The following is a 20,496-nucleotide window of genomic DNA, read 5'->3' as shown; positions in this document are numbered from 1 at the left end:
AAAGGAGGTCAATATGAAACCTTTTCCAATCTTTTTATTTAGTATTGTTTGTATGGTCGCTACATCATTCAATACGTCACGAACTGCGCACGCTAATAATGATATGACACCTATTGGTTTTCAATTTTATGCTTCTGATAATACCCCGATATCTAATGAAACTTTCCAATTACAGTTAGATCAAGAAGTTAAATCTTTAACAACTAAATCTGACGGTTTAGCATTTATAGAAATTCCTAATAAGAATATTAAACCTCATTACACTTTAACCACTTCAAATAATCAAACTTTTACTGTTGAACCTAATAAGTTATATAGATTGACTTCTTCTAGCAATATCCAACGCAATATAGCAAATACAAATAATCAATCCATTTCTATTAATGTACTTTCAAAGACCTATCACCCTTTAAATAATGTCGAAGTTAAACTCATTGCAGATAACCAAGAACTTTCTGGCATAACAGATCAGAACGGTAATACTTCAATCAATATACCCACTACATTTACTAAGTCCACTAAATTTAATGTGAAGATTAACGGCATAGATAGCCACTCAACGATTTCACTAGGAGAGGATAAATATTATACATTTAATTCTGACGACAAGACCACTTCAACTTTTGAGCAAAATACAAATCAACCTACTCAAATAGATCAAGGTCAACAAAGTCATAGTCAAATTACGGATAATTCAAATTCTAATCAAATTCCAAGTCAAAATCAGACATACCAAATCTCAGTCATTAAAGACTCTTTAATTCCTAACCCTAATAAACTTACTAACGATCACACTAATAAAGAAAAAAAGACCAAATCAGAAACATCAAAGCTTCCTGAAACTGGTCAAAGTTCAAAACATTACTTAAATTATTTAATAAGTGCATTACTCATATGTATTGCATCAATTCTATTTTTTATATTCAAAAAGAAGCGGTCTAAACAATAGCATTGTATTTTAAAATGATTTTACCACCCTCGATTATAATTGGTTTACCGAGATGATTAATACTTTTAATATGTTCGAAATACTTTTCACCTACAATTTGAAACATCGTTTGGGACAATAATGCATTTGAACAATATGTTCGATTAGCATCCCAACTTTCAAATCTATATAATCTTTTTAACAAATTGCAGAATCCTATATGAGATCCTAATATTATCCACGCATCTGGTTCATACTTCATAAATTTATCAACATATTTTTTAGAAGAACCAACATGATTCTTCCAAATGACGATATTAACATATACTTCAGATTTTTTTCGTTCGTACCACATATACTCTATGATTGCTTTTAAATGAAATGCTGTATTAATCATCTCTTTTTCATTACTCGTTCCAATTGTAATCGATTTTAAAAATGGTTGGTCATATTCAATGCTTTCAAGTATGGCATACAATTCATCTTCGCTTGGTACTTTGAGATTATGAGATAAAGCTTTTAATTGATGACACTTGTCATTTTCTAGTCTTGGGGATATTAAAACATTACGCTCATATCGCAAATATAAACCCTCCTAATTTTTAAATATAAAAAGGGAGCAATCACAGAAATATTGTGATTGCTCCTTTATTTTAATTATTAGATTCGATTTCAGATACAATTTCTTTTGTTTTTTGTTCTAATTCTTCAAAGTCTTTTTTAAATACAAATGCTAAGACAGCAATACCTGCCCCAACAGCAACTGTTGTTATAGCAATTAAGATGAAAAAGAATTTGAATATCCCTTTAATACAATCCATTGAAGTCACCTCATTCATCATTTTCTACCTCTTTCATCATAACATAATATTTAAAATACATAAAAGATATTATCCTTTTCTAAGCGAGATATTATCGATATATAGATATTTTAGTATAATTTCACTTTATATATGTATCATTTCATCATTAATACACGAAATAAATAATTAATTCAAATAAAGTATTGAAAAATTTTTGTATTATTGTTAATATTCTGATTATTATTTAATTGGAAGGTGTATATATGAGTAATATTAAGAAGTTCAGTCATTTTATCAATAAAACATTTGTATTTTGGATGCTTTTAGCAGCAGTGCTAGGCTTTAGCTTTCCAAATGCCATTGCTCAAATAGCACCTTACATTCCTTATTTATTAGGAATTGTAATGTTTGGAATGGGCATGACTATCTCTACAAATGATTTTAAAGAAGTGTTTAAATCACCCAAAAGCGTATTAATTGGTGTTATTCTTCAATATACTGTAATGCCTGTTACTGCATATTTAATCGCTAAAGGGCTTAATTTAAGTCCTGACGTAGCATTAGGCGTTATCTTAGTAGGTTGTTGTCCTGGTGGAACTGCATCAAATGTTATTAGCTATTTAGCTAAAGCAAATACTGCGTTATCCGTTTCTATCACAACTGTTTCTACATTATTAGCACCTATTGTTACACCTAGTTTAATATATTTATTTGCAAGAGAATGGTTACAAGTATCATTTGCATCTATGTTTATATCAGTAGTTCAAGTTGTATTGATACCAATTATATTAGGTTTTATCGTTCAAAGATTCTTTAGACCAGTTGCAGAAAAATCTATTGATATTTTACCTATTATTTCAGTTGTATCTATTTCACTTATTCTTGCAAGCGTAGTCGCAGGTAATAAAACACAAATCATTGAAACTGGTCTTATTATGTTCGGCGTTGTCTTACTTCATAATGTCAGTGGTTTAACAATCGGATACTTATTAGCTAAATTATTCAAACTTAACAGACCAGATAAACGTGCCATTTCAATAGAGGTTGGAATGCAAAATTCCGGACTAGCTGTGTCACTCGCAACAGCACATTTCAATCCCCTATCCGCAGTTCCTGGCGCAATATTCAGCTTTATCCACTTAATCACTGGACCTACAATTGCTATTATTTGGTCTAACCAAACTAAAAAGACTAATAAAGCACAAACGTATAGAACATCAACAGATCAAATATAAAGAGTAAAGAGCAAGAGACATTAAATTGTCCCTTGCTCTTTATTTCAAAAATATATATTCTAACTGTTCTATAAGCGTCATTTAATAGATTATCTTCTATACCATTCTTGCCATATTTTCTTTACGTAAATATATCCTTGATTCCACATTTTACATACCCCCTTCTCACATAATCTGTGAGATAATTGGTAATTCAAATATAACATGGTAATAAATTACATAGGTTAAGCGATTATTACAATCTCTTTAACATCATATTTCCAATTATATGAGAGGATTTACGTGACAAAGTACATAAGTTCAATCAAAATAAATATAAGAGGAGTGATAATGTGCAAAATGTTAAGATGCAAACATTAGAGTTTAGAGGTAACCATTATGATTATGGTGTTGCCCAAGCAGAATGGTTAAAGTCTACTAAAATGTTGCAAAATAGAGAAAAAGAATGGCGAATTAGAAGACCCCGCTTCGATATTAATATAGATGAAACAAAAAATATATATCAAAAATTCGCACCAAAAATTTGGAACGAACTAATGGGGATTCAAGATACATTAAAATTTCCGTTAGAAACAATCTTGTTAAACTATGGTCATTATAGAGTTTATGCTAAAGATAGTGGTTGTTCTATTTTCTTAGGAGAAGATTATATGGTTAGAAACTATGATTATAGTCCTGCTACATATGATGGGAGATTTAGTCTATTCCAACCTACAGATGGTGGATATGCACAAATCGGTCCTACTTCCAGAGTAACTGGCAGAATGGATGGCATGAATGAACATGGTTTAGCGATGGGCTATAATTTTATGCATCGTAAAAAACCTGGTGATGGATTTGTTTGCTACATGATTGGAAGATTGATCTTAGAAACATGTAAAGATGTCGATGATGCTGTTAGACTATTAAATGAAATTCCTCACCGTAGCTCATTTAGCTATATTTTAATGGATAAAACAAACAAGAGAATTACTGTAGAAGCGACACCAAGAGAAGTTGTGACTAAACAAAACAATTTATGTACTAATCATTTTGAAATATTAAGTCATGAGAATCGAAATTATATTAAAGAATCTGTTGACAGATATAATCGAATTGACCAAATCACAAATGATCAAATGTCTTTAGAAGATGCTTTTCGATATTTTAATGATCCTCAATATGAAATTTACAGCAAGTTATTCAAAAGTTGGTCAGGTACGATACATACATCAGCATACATACCTAGCCAATTAAAAATGAAAATTGCACTTGGTGAAAATGGCACCATACATACATTTGATTTCAAAGAATGGTTAAATGGTAAATCCATTAGCCTTCCTACAATAACAGGTCAGATTGATTCAGACATTCTATTTGCTAGTGAATGAAAAAAGGCTGAGACATCTATGTCTCAGCCTTTTCTATATTATTTTATATAAATATCTCCGTTATCTGTGTAACTTTCAATAACGTGTTTCCCTTTACCTACTTTTTCGCCATTAAATGCTTTATTTTCAATTTTTGTATTGCCAGATTCAGATTGAAGTTGTAATAAAGTATTCTTAGGTGGATTCATATAAGAAATTGAAATATCTCCATCTTCAGTTGAAGATTTAATATCGCATTCATTTTTCAATTGGCTAATATTAATATTACCTAATGACGTAATCATCTCACTATTAACAAGACTACTTTTGTCGACAGATATATTACCTGTTTTGATTTCGCCTGTGAATTCAGTTAAATCTGAATGTTTAACTTTAACACTGCCTAAGTCTGTCATCGCTTTAGCATGTTTCAAGTTTACATTATGATAAACAATGTCACCTGTGTCCGTAATCATATTACTATTATTACTTTTAGCATCATGAACTGAAATGTTTCCGGTATTTGTTGTAATGTTAAATGATTCGTAATTTTTAGGTGGCAATGTGATCACTAAGTGATTAATGGTCTTTCTAAACGGAATAAAATTAGCATTAAATTTATATTTATTTTCCCTTTCCGTAAAATGCAATAAATTATTTTCAATGCTCGCGTTTACGTCTTGATTACCATTATATTTAATACTTAAATATTTCCCTTTCTTAACTTCAACATTTGTATTTTGCCCATTCACGATAACTTGTTCTACTTGATTGTTTTTATATACTTTTTCATATGTTTCTTGCTTTTCATATTTATTATTAACTGTAAACCAAAGTATCGTTCCTAAAATGCCAAAAATTAAGAAGATGCCTAGACCAGATAAAAATAACTTCTTCATGATTCAGCACGCCCCTTAACGAGTTTCACACACCATCTTAAATATTTTAAGATACCTTTGTAACTCACTTCTATTAATTTAAGCCCTGCTATTAACAACATCAGTCCTAATCCTAAGAAAGAGATTGAAAAAATGATATTTGTAATATCAATCCAATAAAAACTGTGAACAAATACATTGATCACACTAACGATAGGACCTAACATCATTAAAGCGCCGATTACAACTACTATGAGCAGTACAAAGGCAATGATAAGAAATGGAATAATAATAAAAAATATATTAAAAAAGCTTAGTCCTAATGTCGCTAAAATTGCTTGAAATACATTCTTAAAATTGGGTGATAACTCTGCATCATGAATGGCACTTGTTGCATATATTTTCTTGGCGATTGCTTTAGGTTCACCAAGTTCTTGTATTAAACTTTGTTCATCTTCTGATTCAAAAAATTTCGTTTCATATTCGTACATTATTTTATCTCGCTCTACTTTAGGCAGTCGAGATAATTCATCCTCAAGGTAATTAAGGAAGGTTATTTTATCCATAGAAATACCCCTTATATTCTGAAGTTAACCTTACATTATTCATTATTTTACCATTCTTTTTACAAACAAACTTATATTATCATTTGAATTATTTGATTTCAAGTTATACCCATATGCTATACTAATTTCAATATACAAATAAGGGGGTAATGATGTGAAAGAATTAATAAAACCGAGTAAGCTTTCTAAAGGCGATACTGTAGCAATTGTCTCGCCTTCTTCAGGATTAGCTGGCGAAAAAGACATATTATGGAGAACTGAAGTTGGTATACAAAGATTAAAGGATGAGTTCGGATTAAATGTCAAAGTCATGCCACACGCATTAAAAGGCGCTGACTATACTTATAATCATCCAGAAAAACGAGTAGAAGATTTATATCAAGCACTTCAAGATCCAGAAGTTAAAGCTATTATCTGTACATTAGGCGGAGATGATTCTGTTAGATTGTGGCCATACATAGATTTAAATATTATTAAGGATAACCCTAAAATTTTCAGTGGCTATTCAGACACGACTGCACTTCATTTCATGTTTTATCAAGCAGGTGTTTCAAGCTTTTATGGACCATTGTTATTAACTGATTTTGCCGAAAATGTTCAAATGGATGACTACACTGTTCAATCGATCAATCAAACGTGGTTCCAAAATGGTGTTGTCGGTAATGTACCTACTTCACCACAAATTAGAAAATACGGTTTACAGTGGGATGAAAAGAATAAAAATATTAATCGTGAATCTTTTGATAATAACGGATATGAAATTCTAAATGGTTCTGGCAAAGCTACTGGACATCTTATTGGCGGTTGTATGGAATTATTCCATTCCTTAAAAGCTACTGACGTGTTCCCTAATAAAGACGTCTTTGATGGTGCTATTCTTTTCATTGAAACTGCTGAAGTTCATGCCCCACCTTGGTTAATGGAAGATTATGTTCGTGCATTTGGATCTATGGGTATTTTTGATAGAATTAATGGCGTTATTATCGGAAGACCTCAAGACGATGTATATTATGAAGAATATAAAGAAGTATGGGTTAAAATGTTAAAAGAGTGGCATCAAGAAGATATGCCTGTTTTCTATAATGCTAGTTTTGGACATAATGAACCAAAATGCATTATTCCATACGGTGTACAAGCTGAATTAGATGTCGATAATAAGACATTTACAATAATAGATAATGCGGTAGATTAATTATTCATTTTAAAGTATTGTACTTTGCGAAATATTTCAGAATTGTTATAATATTAAGTATATCAAAGGGGGATTTTTACAATGACAAAGTTAGCTACATACTATGAACAGGCACAACCCATTAAAGAATATGTTAATGAGATGACAACAAATAAAGAGCAATTACTCGATATTTATCAAGCTTTCCAATTACCTAAAAATGATGAACGATTAGATAAAATTAAAGATAAAAATTATAAAGTACTTGTGATTACTGAAGATTGGTGTGGAGATGCAATGATGAACATACCTGTTCTATTAAACATTGCTGATTACGCTAATATTGAAGTGAAAGCTTTCCATCGTGATGAAGATACAAATTTAATTGATCAATACTTAACAAATGGTACTGCTCGCTCTATACCTATTTTTGTATTTTTAAATGACAAACATGAACAAGAACATGTTTGGGGACCAAGAGCAATCAGCGTCCAAAAATTTGTAGAAAATATTCGTAAAGATTTACCAAGTAAAGACGATCCAACATATGCTGAAAAAGAAAAAGAAGTACATCATAGCATCCATGAAACTTATCAAAATAAAACAGAATTTTGGGATGACGTATACGAATCAATCGTTAGTTCAATTTCATAATTAAATGTATAAAGGCTCGGACATATAGTCCGAGCCTTATTTATGTATGAATGCCCCTATTCACTTAGGAGAATTTCTCGCCATCCCCATGGCTACTAATATAACTATACTTCAAATCAATAAAAACTGAAAATTCATGTTATTAAAGTTAACATATAAAAATTGGCAAGTGAAAAGCGCTCGTCCGGGAATTAACGAGCGCTTTTCGGGGAAGGGTTATTAATTAAGGAAACATGTATTTTTATAAAGCCGGGAAACTTTATAAAAATATCTTGAATCATTTTATGATCCATTTCAACGTTACAATTACAGATAACTATCAAAACACGTTCTACACAAAGTCATTTACAATCATGAAAAAAACATATACGAAATAGTTTTGAGGAATTGAATGGATTGTGCTTCGTGTTGTGTTATCTATGACTAAAGTATATCAGTGAGATAGGAATTTTTGTTGATTCATTCTTAACTCAAATATTTCATTTCTTAAGTGTATTTTACAACTATTTTTTTAACAGTTAGGCATGCCTAACTGTTAAAAAGACGATGAAATCAACATGCAATCATGCTGCCTAACTGTTCCATAATGTCACTTTTTTTAAATTTTTGATTGCTGAATATTCTGAATTTAGCTATAATGACATCAATTGGACACAATTACTATAGGGGGAATATGATGAACAAGAAAATTAAAAACAGGTGGCTCATTGCGGTCGCTGCTGTTGGAATACATATTTCAATAGGATCTGTTTATTCATGGAGTGTATTCACTAAACATATTCAAAATGATTTAGGCTTTACATTAAGTGAAGTATCTAGAATATTTAGTATCGCAATATTATTTTTAGGACTTTCTGCAGCTTTTATGGGGCATTTCGTTGAGAAATTTGGACCACGTTTATCCGGACTTGTTTCTACGATATTTTTCATCTCAGGATTGTTACTTTCTAGTTATGCGATTTCCGTTGAGAGCTTGCCCTTACTTTACTTAGGATATGGTGTATTATCAGGTATTGGACTTGGTATTGGTTATATTGCACCTGTATCTACATTAGTGAAATGGTTCCCCGATAAGCGTGGTATGGCTACAGGACTAGCAATTATGGGATTTGGATTTGCATCAATGATTGCCAGTCCAGTTATAGAATTTCTCATTACACATTTTAATCTTGTCTCGACTTTTATCATTTTAGCAGTCGTATATTGTATTATCATGCTGATCTCTAGTTTATATTTAGAAAGACCACCGGAATATTATAGACCTAACAGTTTTAATCCTCAAAAAGATAAAAAGAAAAAACCAGACTTAGTTCAAATGTCTGCTAATGAGGCCGTTAGAACTAAAAGGTTTTATTATTTATGGTTAATGCTCTTTATTAATGTTACTTGTGGTATAGCGATTTTATCTGTCGCAAGTCCAATGGCACAAGAAATTGTAAACTTAACACCTGCTCAAGCTGCCACAATGGTTGGTATTATCGGTGTGTTTAATGGACTTGGTCGCCTCATTTGGGCAAGTATATCTGATTTTATTGGCAGAACAAATGTCTATACAATTTTCTTTGTCATACAAATCGCATTATTCTTATGGTTACCAATCGTTGATAATTCAATGTTATTTCAAATTATTCTGTTCATCATCATTTCTTGTTATGGCGGTGGTTTCTCTTCTATCCCCGCTTATATCGGTGATATATTTGGTACGAAACAACTCGGTGCCATACATGGCTATATATTAACTGCATGGGCAGCAGCTGGATTAGTTGGACCTTTTATATCAGCAACTGTCAGAGAAGTTACACAAAGTTACATGGCAACGTTATATATTTTCGCAGCATTCTTTGTTGTAGCATTAGCGATTTCATTCTTAATCAGAGTAGATATTAAAAGAATTAAAGAAATGCAAGCGCAGTAAACATCAAATAAAAACACATAACAAAACCTCCAAATCTGATTATTTACAGATTTGGAGGTTTTTATATTCATATTTAAATAAATTATACAAATAGACTTATAAATAGTATAAAGATAATACCTGAAACTGAGATAACTGTTTCAAGAAGCGTCCATGATAAGAATGTTTCTTTCATCGTTAAACCGAAATATTCTTTAAACATCCAGAAACCAGCATCATTTACGTGTGACGCGATTACACTACCAGCACCAGTTGCTAATACAACTAATGCTAAATTAGCATCTGATGATTCTAATAATGGCATAACAATACCAACTGTTGAAATAGCAGCAACTGTTGCAGAACCTAATGCTAGTCTTAGTACAGCTGCAACGATCCAAGCTAATAGTATTGGAGACATTGCTGTATCTGTAAATAGTGACTCAACTGTTTTACCTACGCCGCCATCAATTAATATTTGCTTAAATGCACCACCGCCACCGATGATTAAGAGCATCATACCGATTGGATAAATGGCATTTGTTAATGTATCCATAACTTCTGTAACTTTATATCCTCGTTTAAGACCCATTGAATAAATAGCGAATAATACTGAAATTAACATTGCAGTACCCGCTTCACCAATAAAACTAATAAAGCCTAAAATACCTTGAGGGTTTTCTGGTGAGCCTGTTAATAAATCTACAATAGTTGAAATAAGCATAATAAATACTGGTAATAAAGCTGTTAAAGCAGAAATTCCAAAGCTAGGTGTTTCGTCTATATTGAATGTTTTTTGTTTACCTAATGAAGCTAAGTCACCAGACTTAGTAAATGCTTCTGGAATTGCTTTTTTCGCAAATCTTGTAAAAATAGGACCTGCAATAATTGTTACTGGTATTGCAACAATAAAGCCGAATAGTAATACTTGACCAATATCTGCACCAAATTCTTTAGCGATCATGACTGGACCTGGATGAGGTGGTAAAAATCCATGTGTAACAGATAATGCAGCTGTCATTGGAATACCTAAGTATAATGTTGAAACTTTAGATTCTTTAGCAATTGTAAAGACAATCGGAATTAATAGTACTAACCCTACTTCGAAGAATAAAGCTATACCAATAATAAATGATGCTGTTACAACTGCCCATTGAATACGTTTTTGACCAAATTTATTAATCAATGTATGTGCAATTCTAGTTGCACCGCCCCCGTCTGCTAGTAACTTACCTAACATAGCACCGAGACCAAATATTAAAGCAATGTGACCGAGTGTAGAGCCCATTCCTGTTTCAATTGTGCCGATAACTTTGCTTAGTGGCATACCAAGCATAATACCAGTTAACATAGCTGTGATAATCAGAGATACAAATGTGTTAAGTTTTAACCACATAATTAAACCTAATAATATAACAATTGCGAGTGCGACAATTAATAATGGTGCAATATCTGAAAACATATAAACATCTCCTTATGAATGTGTTGATTGAAATTCTGAGATTAAATCGTATTCTTCATTTAATTTACGACTTAAATTGATATAAATCGGAATTAACGATTGGTAAATATCGACATTCTCTTGATTAGGTTCATGTTGATATGTTTTACCGACCATTTTGTTTAAAACTTCAAAATCCTCAATTTCCCCAATAGCTTTTAGTCCTAATATGCAAGCACCTAAACATGAACTTTCGTAACTTTCTGGTACTTCAACAGAAGTATCAAATATATCTGCCATCATTTGGCGCCATACCTCACTCTTAGCAAATCCACCTGTTGCTTTAATTTGTTCAGGCGCTTTATCCATCACTTCTATTAAAGCAAGATACACTGTATATAAATTAAGTAGAACACCTTCTAACGCAGCACGTATCATATGTTCTTTTTTATGAGACAGTGTCAAACCAAAGTAACTGCCTCTTGCATTCGCATTCCAAAGCGGTGCTCTTTCACCAGCTAAATACGGATGGAATAACAAACCATTTGCCCCAGGTTTAACTCTACTTGCAATCTTAGTTAAAACATCATATGAATCAACGCCAAGTCTTTTAGCTGTTTCAACTTCACTTGCTAACAATTCATCTCTTAACCATCTTAGAACGACACCACCGTTATTCACTGGTCCACCGATGCAATAGTGATCTTCCGTTAATACGTAACAGAATATTCTTCCTTTATCATCTGTCTTTGGTTTATCAATAATTGTTCTAATAGCACCGCTCGTTCCAATCGTTACGGCTACTTCTCCTTCACGATAGCTATTAACACCTAAATTGGACAATACGCCATCTGAAGCGCCGATTACAATCGGTGTATCTTCATTGATGCCCATAATATCAGCATAATTCTTTTTAACTTGCTTCATAATATGTGTTGTTGACACTAATTCTGGTAATTGCGTTTCATTAATTTCAAGTAAGTTTAAGACATCTTTATCCCAATTTAATGTATTCAAATTCATCATACCCGTCGCTGAACCAATTGAGTGGTCCATAACGTATGTTTCAAATAATTGATAGAATACATAAGTCTTAATATCTATCCATTTCTCAGTGTTTTTAAATATATCGGCATGTTCATGTTTTAACCAATAAATTTTTGATAATGGAGACATTGGATGAATGGGTGTACCCGTTCTTTTATATATTTCTATACCGTTATGTTCATTATTAATCTTATCTGCGTATTCACTTGCTCTATTATCTGCCCAAGTGATACATTCAGTTAATGGCTGATTGTTTTTATCCATTGCTATCAAGCTGTGCATCGCACTACTGAAACTTAATAATTTGATTTCTTCTGGCTTAGCACCAACTTCTCTAATCACTTTTTTTACTGTAAATAGTACAGCGTCGAATATTTCTGCAGGACTTTCTTCTGCAACGCCAATCTCATGGGTCGTCATTGGATATTCTATATTATGTTTTTTCAAAAAGTTCCCTTCGCTATCATAAATAACAGCTTTAGTACTCGTTGTACCAATATCTACACCAATCATATATTTCATTACAAAATCCTACTTTCTATCTATATTAGTTTGAGAATTCCACAAGACATCAATTTGTTCATCAACGTCATCGAAATTTAAATGAAATGCTTCTTTCATTTTATTTCTGTCTTTATTTTCAATCGCTTCAATATATACTTTATGGTTATGAATAACTCTTTTAAAATCTTCAGGTTCATTCTGCATTCTTTTTCTCATTGAAATTAAAACTAAACATTCCATAACAGGCGTTAAATTATGCCATATCATTTCAATGTATTGATGGTGAATAGCAGTGATCATCGATTCATGGAATTGTAGGTCCAATCTCGTGAATTCATCTGCATCTTCAAATTCAACAGCTACAGTCATCATTTTTAATATTTTATTCAGCTGTTTAATCACTTCTTCATTATTTTCAACGAGTAATCTTTCAAATACAAATGACTCTAACATTAACCTAATATCATATATTTCTTTTTGGTTAGCTTTAGATAACCCCATAACAACTGCTCCCATACGTTCTAAAGATATAAGCCCATCTTGTTGCAGGAGTTTAAGTGCATCTCTTACTGGCGATCGACTCACTTCAAATTGTTGAGCAATTTTATTTTCACTTAACTTATCGCCTTCTTCTATAATCTTACTTATAATTGCTAGTCTAAGTTCACTCGCTACTTGCTCTCCCGTTGAACGATGCTTTAACCATTCGCTTGGATAATGATAATGATGTTTCATAAAATACCTCCAAACTTCGTATACTTGTATACAAGTTATTGTAAACGTTTTCGAATTATTTGTAAACGGTTACTGCTTATTTTTTAAAATACAAAAAAAGAGTTCAGGATTTTTTTAATCCCAAACTCTTATATATATAACGCTATTCTATTGATAATCGATTTAGTACAACTTCCCCTAATGCTTTACTCGCCGTTAATAAAGCATCTTCATTTACGACAAATTTTGGACTATGGTTAAAATGCGCTTTCTCAATTCCATATGGTTTACATCCGACAAAGAAAAATGTACCTGGTATTTTCTCAAGATATATCGCAAAGTCTTCAGAACTCGTTAATTGTTCATGTTCTTTTAAAGATTCAAAATAATCACCTTGACTCGTTGCCAAAATATCTATTAAATAATCTGTTTGTTTATAGTGATTGACTAGTGGAATACAATCTAATTCATATTTAAACTCACATTGAATATTAAATGTATCTTCTAATCCTCTAATTAACTGCTCGATTTCATCATGGATTTGATGACCTATACGGCTTTCCATATATCTTACATCACCAGCTAATTCCACACTATCTTGGATAACATTTAATGATCCTAAACCATTAAATGAACTAATCGTTACAACACCCATATCAAATGGATTCAACCTTCTCGAAACAACGGTTTGAACATTCGTTACGAAAGTACTTGCTGCCATAATTGCATCATTCGCTAGGTGTGGACTTGATCCATGTCCACCTTTTCCTTTAACTTTAAGGTGAAATAATGATCGACCACCCATTGTAGGACCTTTCCTATATGAAATAACATCAGGTGTATAATCAGGGAATAAATGAATACCATAGATTTCGTCCACACCATTTAAATATCCTGACTGCATCATGTCAATTGCGCCACCTGGTGCTAACTCTTCGGCATGTTGATGGATAATTATAATCTTGCCAGGTAAATGCTCTTTAAGTTCAATCAAACATTCCGCAAGTATTAACAAATATGCAGTATGTGCATCATGCCCACAAGCATGCATCCAGCCTTTATTTTTAGAACTAAATGGTAATCCCGTATCTTCAGTAATATTTAAAGCATCAAAGTCTGCTCGTAATGCAATTGTTCTTCCCGGTAAACTGCCTTCAATCTCTACAATCAGTCCGTAATTACCACCAATACGATTATGTATAACGACGTCTTTATTTTCATAAAATGCTTCTATATATTGTGATGTCTTCACTTCATTAAATGACGGTTCAGGATATTGATGTAAATATTGATAATGCTTAATCATATCTTGTTCTTTTTGTTCGAGCTTTTTGAATAGTAAACTACGTAACATAGATTCACCCCCCTCAATTTCATAAAAAGTAACTACCACAAGATGTAGTAGCTACTTTTTTTCATTTTTATCTTTTAATTTATCTGGATGTTCATCAACTTTATCTTCTTTTTCAAACTTTGCTAATACGGCTGTTAGGAAAAATCCTAGTCCAGCTCCGATCATTAATGAGCTAGGTGTACCGTGGAAAAAGAAACTTGCAACAATACATATTATACCAATAATGATATAATGTTTAATAAATTTTTTACCCAAAAATATCCCTCATTCTTATGTCTAATAAGTTAAATTTAACATAGAAATGAGGGATAAACCATTAAATATTCTTATTTCTTATCATGTAATGATTGATACCTGTGAATACAGCAATACATGCTACAGATATCCATATTTGTGATACTTTCATTGTTAGTAAACCTTGATTCAATATTTTAGGTAAAAAGTCTAAAGGATTGTATTTCATCATTTTTGATAAATCTTCCCCTATTTCAGGAATAAAAATCAATGCATCAAAGATGTTAGGTAAAAATAATATCAATATGATGGCAGTAGTATAAACAACTGCTGATTTACCAGTTAATAAATTTAGAATATTTAATAATGTTCCGTAAAATAGCATGATAAGTAGAAATTCACCAAACATTTTGAAATAGTCAGATACACTTAATTCGCCTGCATCAATTATAGTTGATGCTAATAATGTAAATAGCGTACCTAAAATCGTAAATATAATAACAATGCCGATAATTGATAGTAACTTACCGTATAAATACTTCACTCTATTTGTTTTAGAATTTAAAAACAACTGAATCGTACCATACTGCATATCACGTACTATCGTTCTAATAGAGAACATTAATAATACAAGTCCACCAAATATGAAGAACATAGCCAATACAACTTGTGCATCAAATGGTCCATCTAACGTTTTAACAGAAATCATGATGGCTATTCCTGGAAACAATGAAATGAGAAATCCTAAATAGCCTAATGGACTTTTAAATATTCTCGTTAAATCATATTTTACATGTTGGGCGATATTCATGATACTTCAACTCCTTTGTTAATATTAAAGTATTGATCTCTTAAAGTCGTTTTATTATTTTGAATAAACTTAGGATAAATATTTTTAGCGCTTAATGCTTTTAACACTTCTTGATAATCTTCCAGTGCTTCTACTGAAATAATCGATTCTTGTTTATTACTTGTTACTACTTTGTAATTCATCGTAAGAAGATTAAGTGCTTCATTATAGTTTGAATGATCAAAAATAAATTTAGTCACGTCTTTAGATTGAGCTTTCATATCATAATCTTCAACGATTGCACCATTTTTCATAAATACTGTTCTATCACATATTAATTCAATATCTTCTAACTTATGACTTGAAATGAGTACTTTAATATTCAAATCTTTACTTACTTTTTCTAATGTTTTTAAGACGTCAATCGAACCGTCTGGATCCATTCCGTTAGTTGGTTCATCTAAAATCAAATATTGTGGTTTATTCATAAGCGCAACTGCAATAGATAGTTTCTGCTTCATACCCATTGAATATTTTTTTACTTTTTTGTCGATATAAGGCTTAATGCCAAATGACTCGATTAACATATTGATATAATTATCATCAACATTAGTCCCTAATACATTTCTAAAGAAGTTTAAATTATAATAGCCTGTTTTATTTAAATATAATTTAGGATTTTCTATTAAATAACCCACTTTGTCACTATTTTCTTTGTTGAAATCCCCTTCATATTTCATAATATTCTGGTTCATAATTTTCATTAAAGTTGTTTTACCTACACCATTTTTACCGATCAATCCGACAATTTGGCTATCCCCAAAATCAAAGTCAATATTCTTGAGGATATGTTGCTTACCGTAATACTTTTGTATGTTATTTAATTTCACGATTATTCACCTCTCCTTTAAATTGTAATTGCATGTTTACGCGCTTTATTGATTGAAATGATATAACTGACGATAAATAGAATGATGGAACAGCCTAAGAATATTGACATATCATGTGTTTTAAATATATGCGATTGTACTGAAAAGAATTTAAGCACATAATCTATAAACTGTATTGAGTTTGGTACAATTGCACCGACTATAATCATCCAAAATATAATAGGAATTTTGATCAATCTTTTATACTCTGCAAATGGTAAGATTAAACTAATCGTCAACAAATTCCCTGCAATGCTTAAACACATGCCTGAAATGTCATATGAAACTTCCATGCCTGGTTCTTGTATTAAAAATGCTACAATCGTACATAAACCAAGTAGTAATTGTGTGAATAAAATAAATATTAATCCTGTTAAATAATGAGCATTAATCACTGTTGATTGCTTAACAGGTAAACTTAAAAATGTATATTCAGAATGATTTTTATTGATTCTATTGAATAGAAAATACATTGGTACTAAGAACACAATATGGATCATAACAACGATTATTCCTAATATACCTATTTTAATAAATCCATTAAGAGGTAATACGACTATTAATGGTAGTAACAATGCTGTAGCTAACATTAAATATAGGTATGATTTTGATAAAATTAAGTTTCTATATAAGATTGCCTTCATTTTATACCTCCATAAACCGTAATTTGATCTTGTTTAGCTAGTTTGATAGCTCTACTAAACTGAATCGACCATACGATTGCAACGATTAACAATATGATTGCTGGTGTATAGTATAAAAATATTTTCCAACCAAATGCCTCAGCAAATGGATAATGTCGATTCGAATATATCCCAAAGTAAAACATTGTGAATATCCCATACATAGCAACTAATATCCAAGCACCTAATTGATTAATATTTAAATGTGCAAATGTTGGATAAACAATGCTTAACGTAAACAAGTTCGTTGCTATAATAAATAACCCTGCTTGTATAAATATTGTGTCTTGCTTTACGAATGCTATGATCATGATCATCATAAATGAAATACCTGTTACTAATAAGTTATATAAATAATGCCCTCTTACAATATCAACTTTAGAAATCGGTAAACTCATATAAAAGATTTGACTACTTTGTTTATTTAAAAATATCGCATGATTAATACTGTGTACTGAAACAACTGCGACAAAATAAACCGCTAATACATTCATGAGTTCTATACTTTGAAAAGACACAGTAAATTTCGTTATAAATACTAATCCGAAGCAGATTAAATAAAGTAAGTAGTATCCTTTCTCATATTGAAAGTTTCGGTAGAAAACAGCTTTCATTTATACCACTTCCTTATCGAATTGATCTTTCTCAATTCTTACCATGATATCCTCTATTGACGGTGTTTCAACGACTACTTCATTTCCAAATAACTCAACAAATACCGAACTTTGTCTTGTTAATCCTGAGAAACCTGTATTCGTTTCTTTCACACTGATTAATAACGATCTTAATTCATCATCAAGTATAGATTGGTCTCCCTTGATGATTCGATAACCATCCGTTAAATCTTCTACACTTTCATTAATAACAATGGATCCATTTTTCAAATAGACAACATAATCAGCGATTTTCTCTAAATCTGAAATAATATGTGTAGAGAAAAAGATTGTTTTTTCTTCATCTATTAATTCTCTTTGCAAAATTTCAAGCACTTCATTACGTATGACTGGATCAAGTCCTGCAGTTGGTTCATCTAGAATGTAAAGTTCAGCATGGTGACTTAATGCGATTGCTAACGACAATTTCATTTTCATACCTGTTGAAAATTGCTTAATCTTTTGTTTATAAGGTAATTTAAATTCATTAATATAACCTTCAAATACATCGTGGTCCCATTCTTTATAATATTTACTGACGACTTTCTCGATTGTTTTAATATTCCAGTTTTCATACATATATAATTCTGAATAGACAAAGCCGATTTTATTTTTAATATCAACTGGGTTCTCACTTAAATATTCTCCAAGTACTTTTAAATCTCCATTTTGTTCTTTAAGTAGACCCATAATAATACGTATAATCGTTGTTTTACCTGCACCATTTGCACCAATAAATCCTGTTACATAACCTTTACGTACTTCAAAGTTAACATCTGATAATTTAAGATTTTTATGATTAAAATTTAAATTTTTAACCTCTATCGCATTGTCCATTTTATTCACCTTCCTCATAAATCAAATTAACGATTTCATTGAGTTCTTTAACATCCATTCCGATTAACTTTGCTTGTTTAGTTAAATCTCTTGCTAAATCCTCTATAACAATAAATTGTTTTTCTTTCATGATTGAGGGATCTTGTGATTTTACAAAAGTACCTTTCCCTCTTATGGTCGTGACAAATTGCTCTTGTTCTAAATCAACATATGCACGTTTAGTTGTTATTAAACTGACACCTAAATCACTTGCTAACTCTCTCATAGAAGGTAATGAAGCACCCGGTTCTACTTTACCTTGTAATATTTGTGCTTTGATTTGTTCTTTAATCTGTTCATAAATAGGCTGATTACTATTATTTTGAAGTAGAATCTTCATGTTTAACCTCCCTCTCTCTAACTGTGTATAAACAGTATATACACTATATACATATTTGTCAAACTCATTTAATAGAAAGCTTATAAATCAACGTTTTTAGGCATAAAAAAACAGAGTGTGTATACACATTGTATATACACACTCTGATTAATTTTATTATTTTAAGTCATTGATTGCTTTAGCGATAGATTCAAATACATGTTCTATATCAGATTTTTCAATACAGCTAAATGCAATACGAATATCAGTTTTATTTAAAGCAATAATACCGATACTATACTTATCAATTAAATGTAATCTCAATTGCTCAGGGTCTACATCTAACACTTTAAGTGCCATAAAGTAACCTGAATTAAATGCATATGGCGTCCATAATGATTTAAATTCATCACGATATGCGACTTCTTTCGTTACTTCATATCTTTCTTTTAGAATATTCACGTTATGATCAACTTGATCTTGGAAAGAAGGATCTTCCATTGCATGAATAATTGCAGTTTGGCTAGGTAAAGAACAACTTGATAAGTTACTTCTAATTAAACCTTTTAATTTAGCAACTAATACATCTTTAACAACATCATTTTGACTACCAAATGTTAAGAAACCAACACGGAAGCCCCATGAGAAGTATTCTTTAGTTGCGCCATCAATTTTAACCGGCATAATATTTTCGTGATTTAACGCTGTTAATGCTGTAAATACAGATTGTTTATAAACATCTTCAAAGAACAATCCATAATAAGCATCATCCACTAATGTAATGACTTGCGTACCTTTATCAGCTAATTGTTTAATAGCTTCAACCATTTCTTTAACTTCTTCAACTACTGGTGTATAACCAGTTGGGTTATTTGGGAAGTTTAACACGAGAATAACTTTTTCTTTATTATATTGTTCTAAAGCATGTTTGAAATATTCTAAAGTGTAACTGCCATCTTCTTCAAAAGCTTTGTAAGTTTCAATGTTAGCACTATGTCTTACACCAAAAGCTAATTTATAGTTACCCCAGTTATGTTCAGGTAATAAAATTGTATCTTGGGCATCTACAAATAAGTCTCCAGCTAAAGATAATCCGTGTGTTAATGCATTTGTTACGACTGGTTTAGAAATATCATCAGCACTTAAATCAGGATTGTCTTTTAAAATTTTCTGTTGCCATAATGTACGTAAACGTTCATCACCTTGTGGCGGTGCATATGGGAATATATCACTTGGATCTTGGTCACCAAATTGATTATATAAAGCATCTGTGTACATAATACCTTCATCAGTAGTTGCCATACCGATTGTTGCATTATACTTTGTACCTTTTGCTTCTCCAGATTGTGATAAAATACCCTTTGGATAATAAATAGATTTACCTAAATCGGAAAGCATATCTAATACAACAGGATATTCTTTTTTCAGTTGTTCATTTAATTCTAATGCTAGTGGGTTCATAGAAAGTCATCCT

At 31.3% G+C, this 20,496-nt stretch carries 22 protein-coding genes; 6 read left to right on the top strand and 16 right to left on the bottom strand.

The features are described from left to right. The first annotated feature begins 13 nt into the window (after positions 1-13). The gene (locus tag LQ611_RS04055; protein ID WP_119493899.1) at positions 14-949 is read left to right on the top strand and encodes an LPXTG cell wall anchor domain-containing protein; all 936 of its coding nucleotides are present in this window, start codon (positions 14-16) and stop codon (positions 947-949) included. On the opposite strand, the gene LQ611_RS04050 is transcribed toward LQ611_RS04055, so the two are convergent. Both LQ611_RS04050 and LQ611_RS04045 read right to left on the bottom strand, forming a co-directional pair. After that, on the bottom strand, positions 939-1,511 hold the full coding sequence (locus LQ611_RS04050; protein ID WP_119493898.1) for a hypothetical protein: 573 nt from the start codon (positions 1,509-1,511) through the stop codon (positions 939-941). The genes LQ611_RS04055 and LQ611_RS04050 overlap by 11 nt on opposite strands. A 70-nt stretch (positions 1,512-1,581) precedes the next feature. Then, positions 1,582-1,770, bottom strand: a complete 189-nt coding sequence (locus LQ611_RS04045; protein WP_037560030.1) for a hypothetical protein — start codon at positions 1,768-1,770, stop codon at positions 1,582-1,584. A gap of 224 nt (positions 1,771-1,994) precedes the next feature. Here LQ611_RS04045 and LQ611_RS04040 point away from each other — a divergent pair, with 224 nt between their 5' ends. Together LQ611_RS04040 and LQ611_RS04035 are read left to right on the top strand one after the other, a co-directional pair. After that, a complete protein-coding gene (locus LQ611_RS04040; protein ID WP_239709360.1) occupies positions 1,995-2,966 on the top strand; it encodes a bile acid:sodium symporter family protein in 972 nt (323 codons plus the stop codon). A 332-nt stretch (positions 2,967-3,298) separates the two neighbouring features. Next, a complete protein-coding gene (locus tag LQ611_RS04035) occupies positions 3,299-4,336 on the top strand; it encodes a C45 family autoproteolytic acyltransferase/hydrolase (protein ID WP_103360851.1) in 1,038 nt (345 codons plus the stop codon). 38 nt (positions 4,337-4,374) lie between these two features. Here the strand turns inward: LQ611_RS04035 and LQ611_RS04030 are convergent, their stop codons facing one another. Beyond that, a complete protein-coding gene (locus tag LQ611_RS04030; protein ID WP_103360850.1) occupies positions 4,375-5,214 on the bottom strand; it encodes a DUF4097 family beta strand repeat-containing protein in 840 nt (279 codons plus the stop codon). Further along, the gene (locus LQ611_RS04025; protein ID WP_103360849.1) at positions 5,211-5,759 is read right to left on the bottom strand and encodes an HAAS signaling domain-containing protein; all 549 of its coding nucleotides are present in this window, start codon (positions 5,757-5,759) and stop codon (positions 5,211-5,213) included. The genes LQ611_RS04030 and LQ611_RS04025 overlap by 4 nt, the downstream gene beginning before the upstream one ends. Before the next feature lie 154 nt (positions 5,760-5,913). Here LQ611_RS04025 and LQ611_RS04020 point away from each other — a divergent pair, with 154 nt between their 5' ends. The 3 genes from LQ611_RS04020 to LQ611_RS04010 all read left to right on the top strand — a co-directional run bounded on the left by LQ611_RS04020 (position 5,914) and on the right by LQ611_RS04010 (position 9,499). After that, positions 5,914-6,951, top strand: coding sequence for a S66 family peptidase (locus LQ611_RS04020; protein ID WP_103360848.1), 1,038 nt, complete (start codon positions 5,914-5,916; stop codon positions 6,949-6,951). 81 nt (positions 6,952-7,032) lie between these two features. Continuing rightward, positions 7,033-7,584 carry a thioredoxin family protein gene (locus LQ611_RS04015; protein WP_103360847.1) on the top strand — a complete coding sequence of 184 codons (552 nt, stop codon included), beginning with the start codon at positions 7,033-7,035 and terminating at the stop codon, positions 7,582-7,584. A gap of 676 nt (positions 7,585-8,260) precedes the next feature. Continuing rightward, on the top strand, positions 8,261-9,499 hold the full coding sequence (locus LQ611_RS04010) for an L-lactate MFS transporter (protein ID WP_103360846.1): 1,239 nt from the start codon (positions 8,261-8,263) through the stop codon (positions 9,497-9,499). An 82-nt stretch (positions 9,500-9,581) separates the two neighbouring features. Here LQ611_RS04010 and LQ611_RS04005 read toward each other — a convergent pair whose 3' ends face one another. The 12 genes from LQ611_RS04005 to LQ611_RS03950 form a co-directional block, all read right to left on the bottom strand. Beyond that, positions 9,582-10,940, bottom strand: a complete 1,359-nt coding sequence (locus LQ611_RS04005; RefSeq protein ID WP_037589558.1) for a gluconate:H+ symporter — start codon at positions 10,938-10,940, stop codon at positions 9,582-9,584. A gap of 12 nt (positions 10,941-10,952) precedes the next feature. Next, a complete protein-coding gene (gntK, locus tag LQ611_RS04000; protein WP_103360845.1) occupies positions 10,953-12,488 on the bottom strand; it encodes a gluconokinase in 1,536 nt (511 codons plus the stop codon). A 9-nt stretch (positions 12,489-12,497) separates the two neighbouring features. Then, positions 12,498-13,205: a GntR family transcriptional regulator gene (locus LQ611_RS03995; protein ID WP_025905083.1), complete on the bottom strand. Its 708-nt coding sequence runs from the start codon at positions 13,203-13,205 to the stop codon at positions 12,498-12,500. Between the two features lie 142 nt (positions 13,206-13,347). Next, a complete protein-coding gene (locus LQ611_RS03990) occupies positions 13,348-14,538 on the bottom strand; it encodes an amidohydrolase (protein WP_103360844.1) in 1,191 nt (396 codons plus the stop codon). A gap of 51 nt (positions 14,539-14,589) precedes the next feature. Next, positions 14,590-14,793 carry a hypothetical protein gene (locus LQ611_RS03985; protein WP_025905081.1) on the bottom strand — a complete coding sequence of 68 codons (204 nt, stop codon included), beginning with the start codon at positions 14,791-14,793 and terminating at the stop codon, positions 14,590-14,592. Positions 14,794-14,854: 61 nt separating this feature from the next. Continuing rightward, positions 14,855-15,583 carry an ABC transporter permease subunit gene (locus tag LQ611_RS03980; protein ID WP_103360843.1) on the bottom strand — a complete coding sequence of 243 codons (729 nt, stop codon included), beginning with the start codon at positions 15,581-15,583 and terminating at the stop codon, positions 14,855-14,857. Beyond that, positions 15,580-16,452 (bottom strand): phenol-soluble modulin export ABC transporter ATP-binding protein PmtC, encoded by an 873-nt coding sequence (pmtC, locus tag LQ611_RS03975; RefSeq protein WP_119494130.1) that lies wholly within the window; start codon positions 16,450-16,452, stop codon positions 15,580-15,582. Before pmtC ends, LQ611_RS03980 begins: the two co-directional genes overlap by 4 nt. A gap of 17 nt (positions 16,453-16,469) precedes the next feature. Further along, positions 16,470-17,135 (bottom strand): phenol-soluble modulin export ABC transporter permease subunit PmtB, encoded by a 666-nt coding sequence (gene pmtB / locus LQ611_RS03970; RefSeq protein ID WP_103360841.1) that lies wholly within the window; start codon positions 17,133-17,135, stop codon positions 16,470-16,472. Next, complete coding sequence (locus LQ611_RS03965) at positions 17,132-17,788, bottom strand: ABC-2 transporter permease (protein ID WP_103360840.1); 657 nt, start codon at positions 17,786-17,788, stop codon at positions 17,132-17,134. Before LQ611_RS03965 ends, pmtB begins: the two co-directional genes overlap by 4 nt. Next, the gene (gene pmtA / locus LQ611_RS03960) at positions 17,789-18,664 is read right to left on the bottom strand and encodes a phenol-soluble modulin export ABC transporter ATP-binding protein PmtA (protein ID WP_239709359.1); all 876 of its coding nucleotides are present in this window, start codon (positions 18,662-18,664) and stop codon (positions 17,789-17,791) included. 1 nt (position 18,665) lies between these two features. Beyond that, positions 18,666-19,043: a PSM export ABC transporter transcriptional regulator PmtR gene (gene pmtR / locus LQ611_RS03955; protein WP_025905075.1), complete on the bottom strand. Its 378-nt coding sequence runs from the start codon at positions 19,041-19,043 to the stop codon at positions 18,666-18,668. A 156-nt stretch (positions 19,044-19,199) separates the two neighbouring features. Beyond that, complete coding sequence (locus LQ611_RS03950) at positions 19,200-20,483, bottom strand: aminotransferase class I/II-fold pyridoxal phosphate-dependent enzyme (RefSeq protein WP_103360838.1); 1,284 nt, start codon at positions 20,481-20,483, stop codon at positions 19,200-19,202. Positions 20,484-20,496: the final 13 nt, after the last annotated feature.

Source organism: Mammaliicoccus sp. L-M44, from assembly GCF_022386355.1.
GTDB classification, from domain to species: Bacteria; Bacillota; Bacilli; order Staphylococcales; family Staphylococcaceae; genus Mammaliicoccus; species Mammaliicoccus sciuri_A.
Note: the sequence above shows the minus strand (reverse complement) of the source record. Positions and strands in the feature narration are given on the sequence as shown.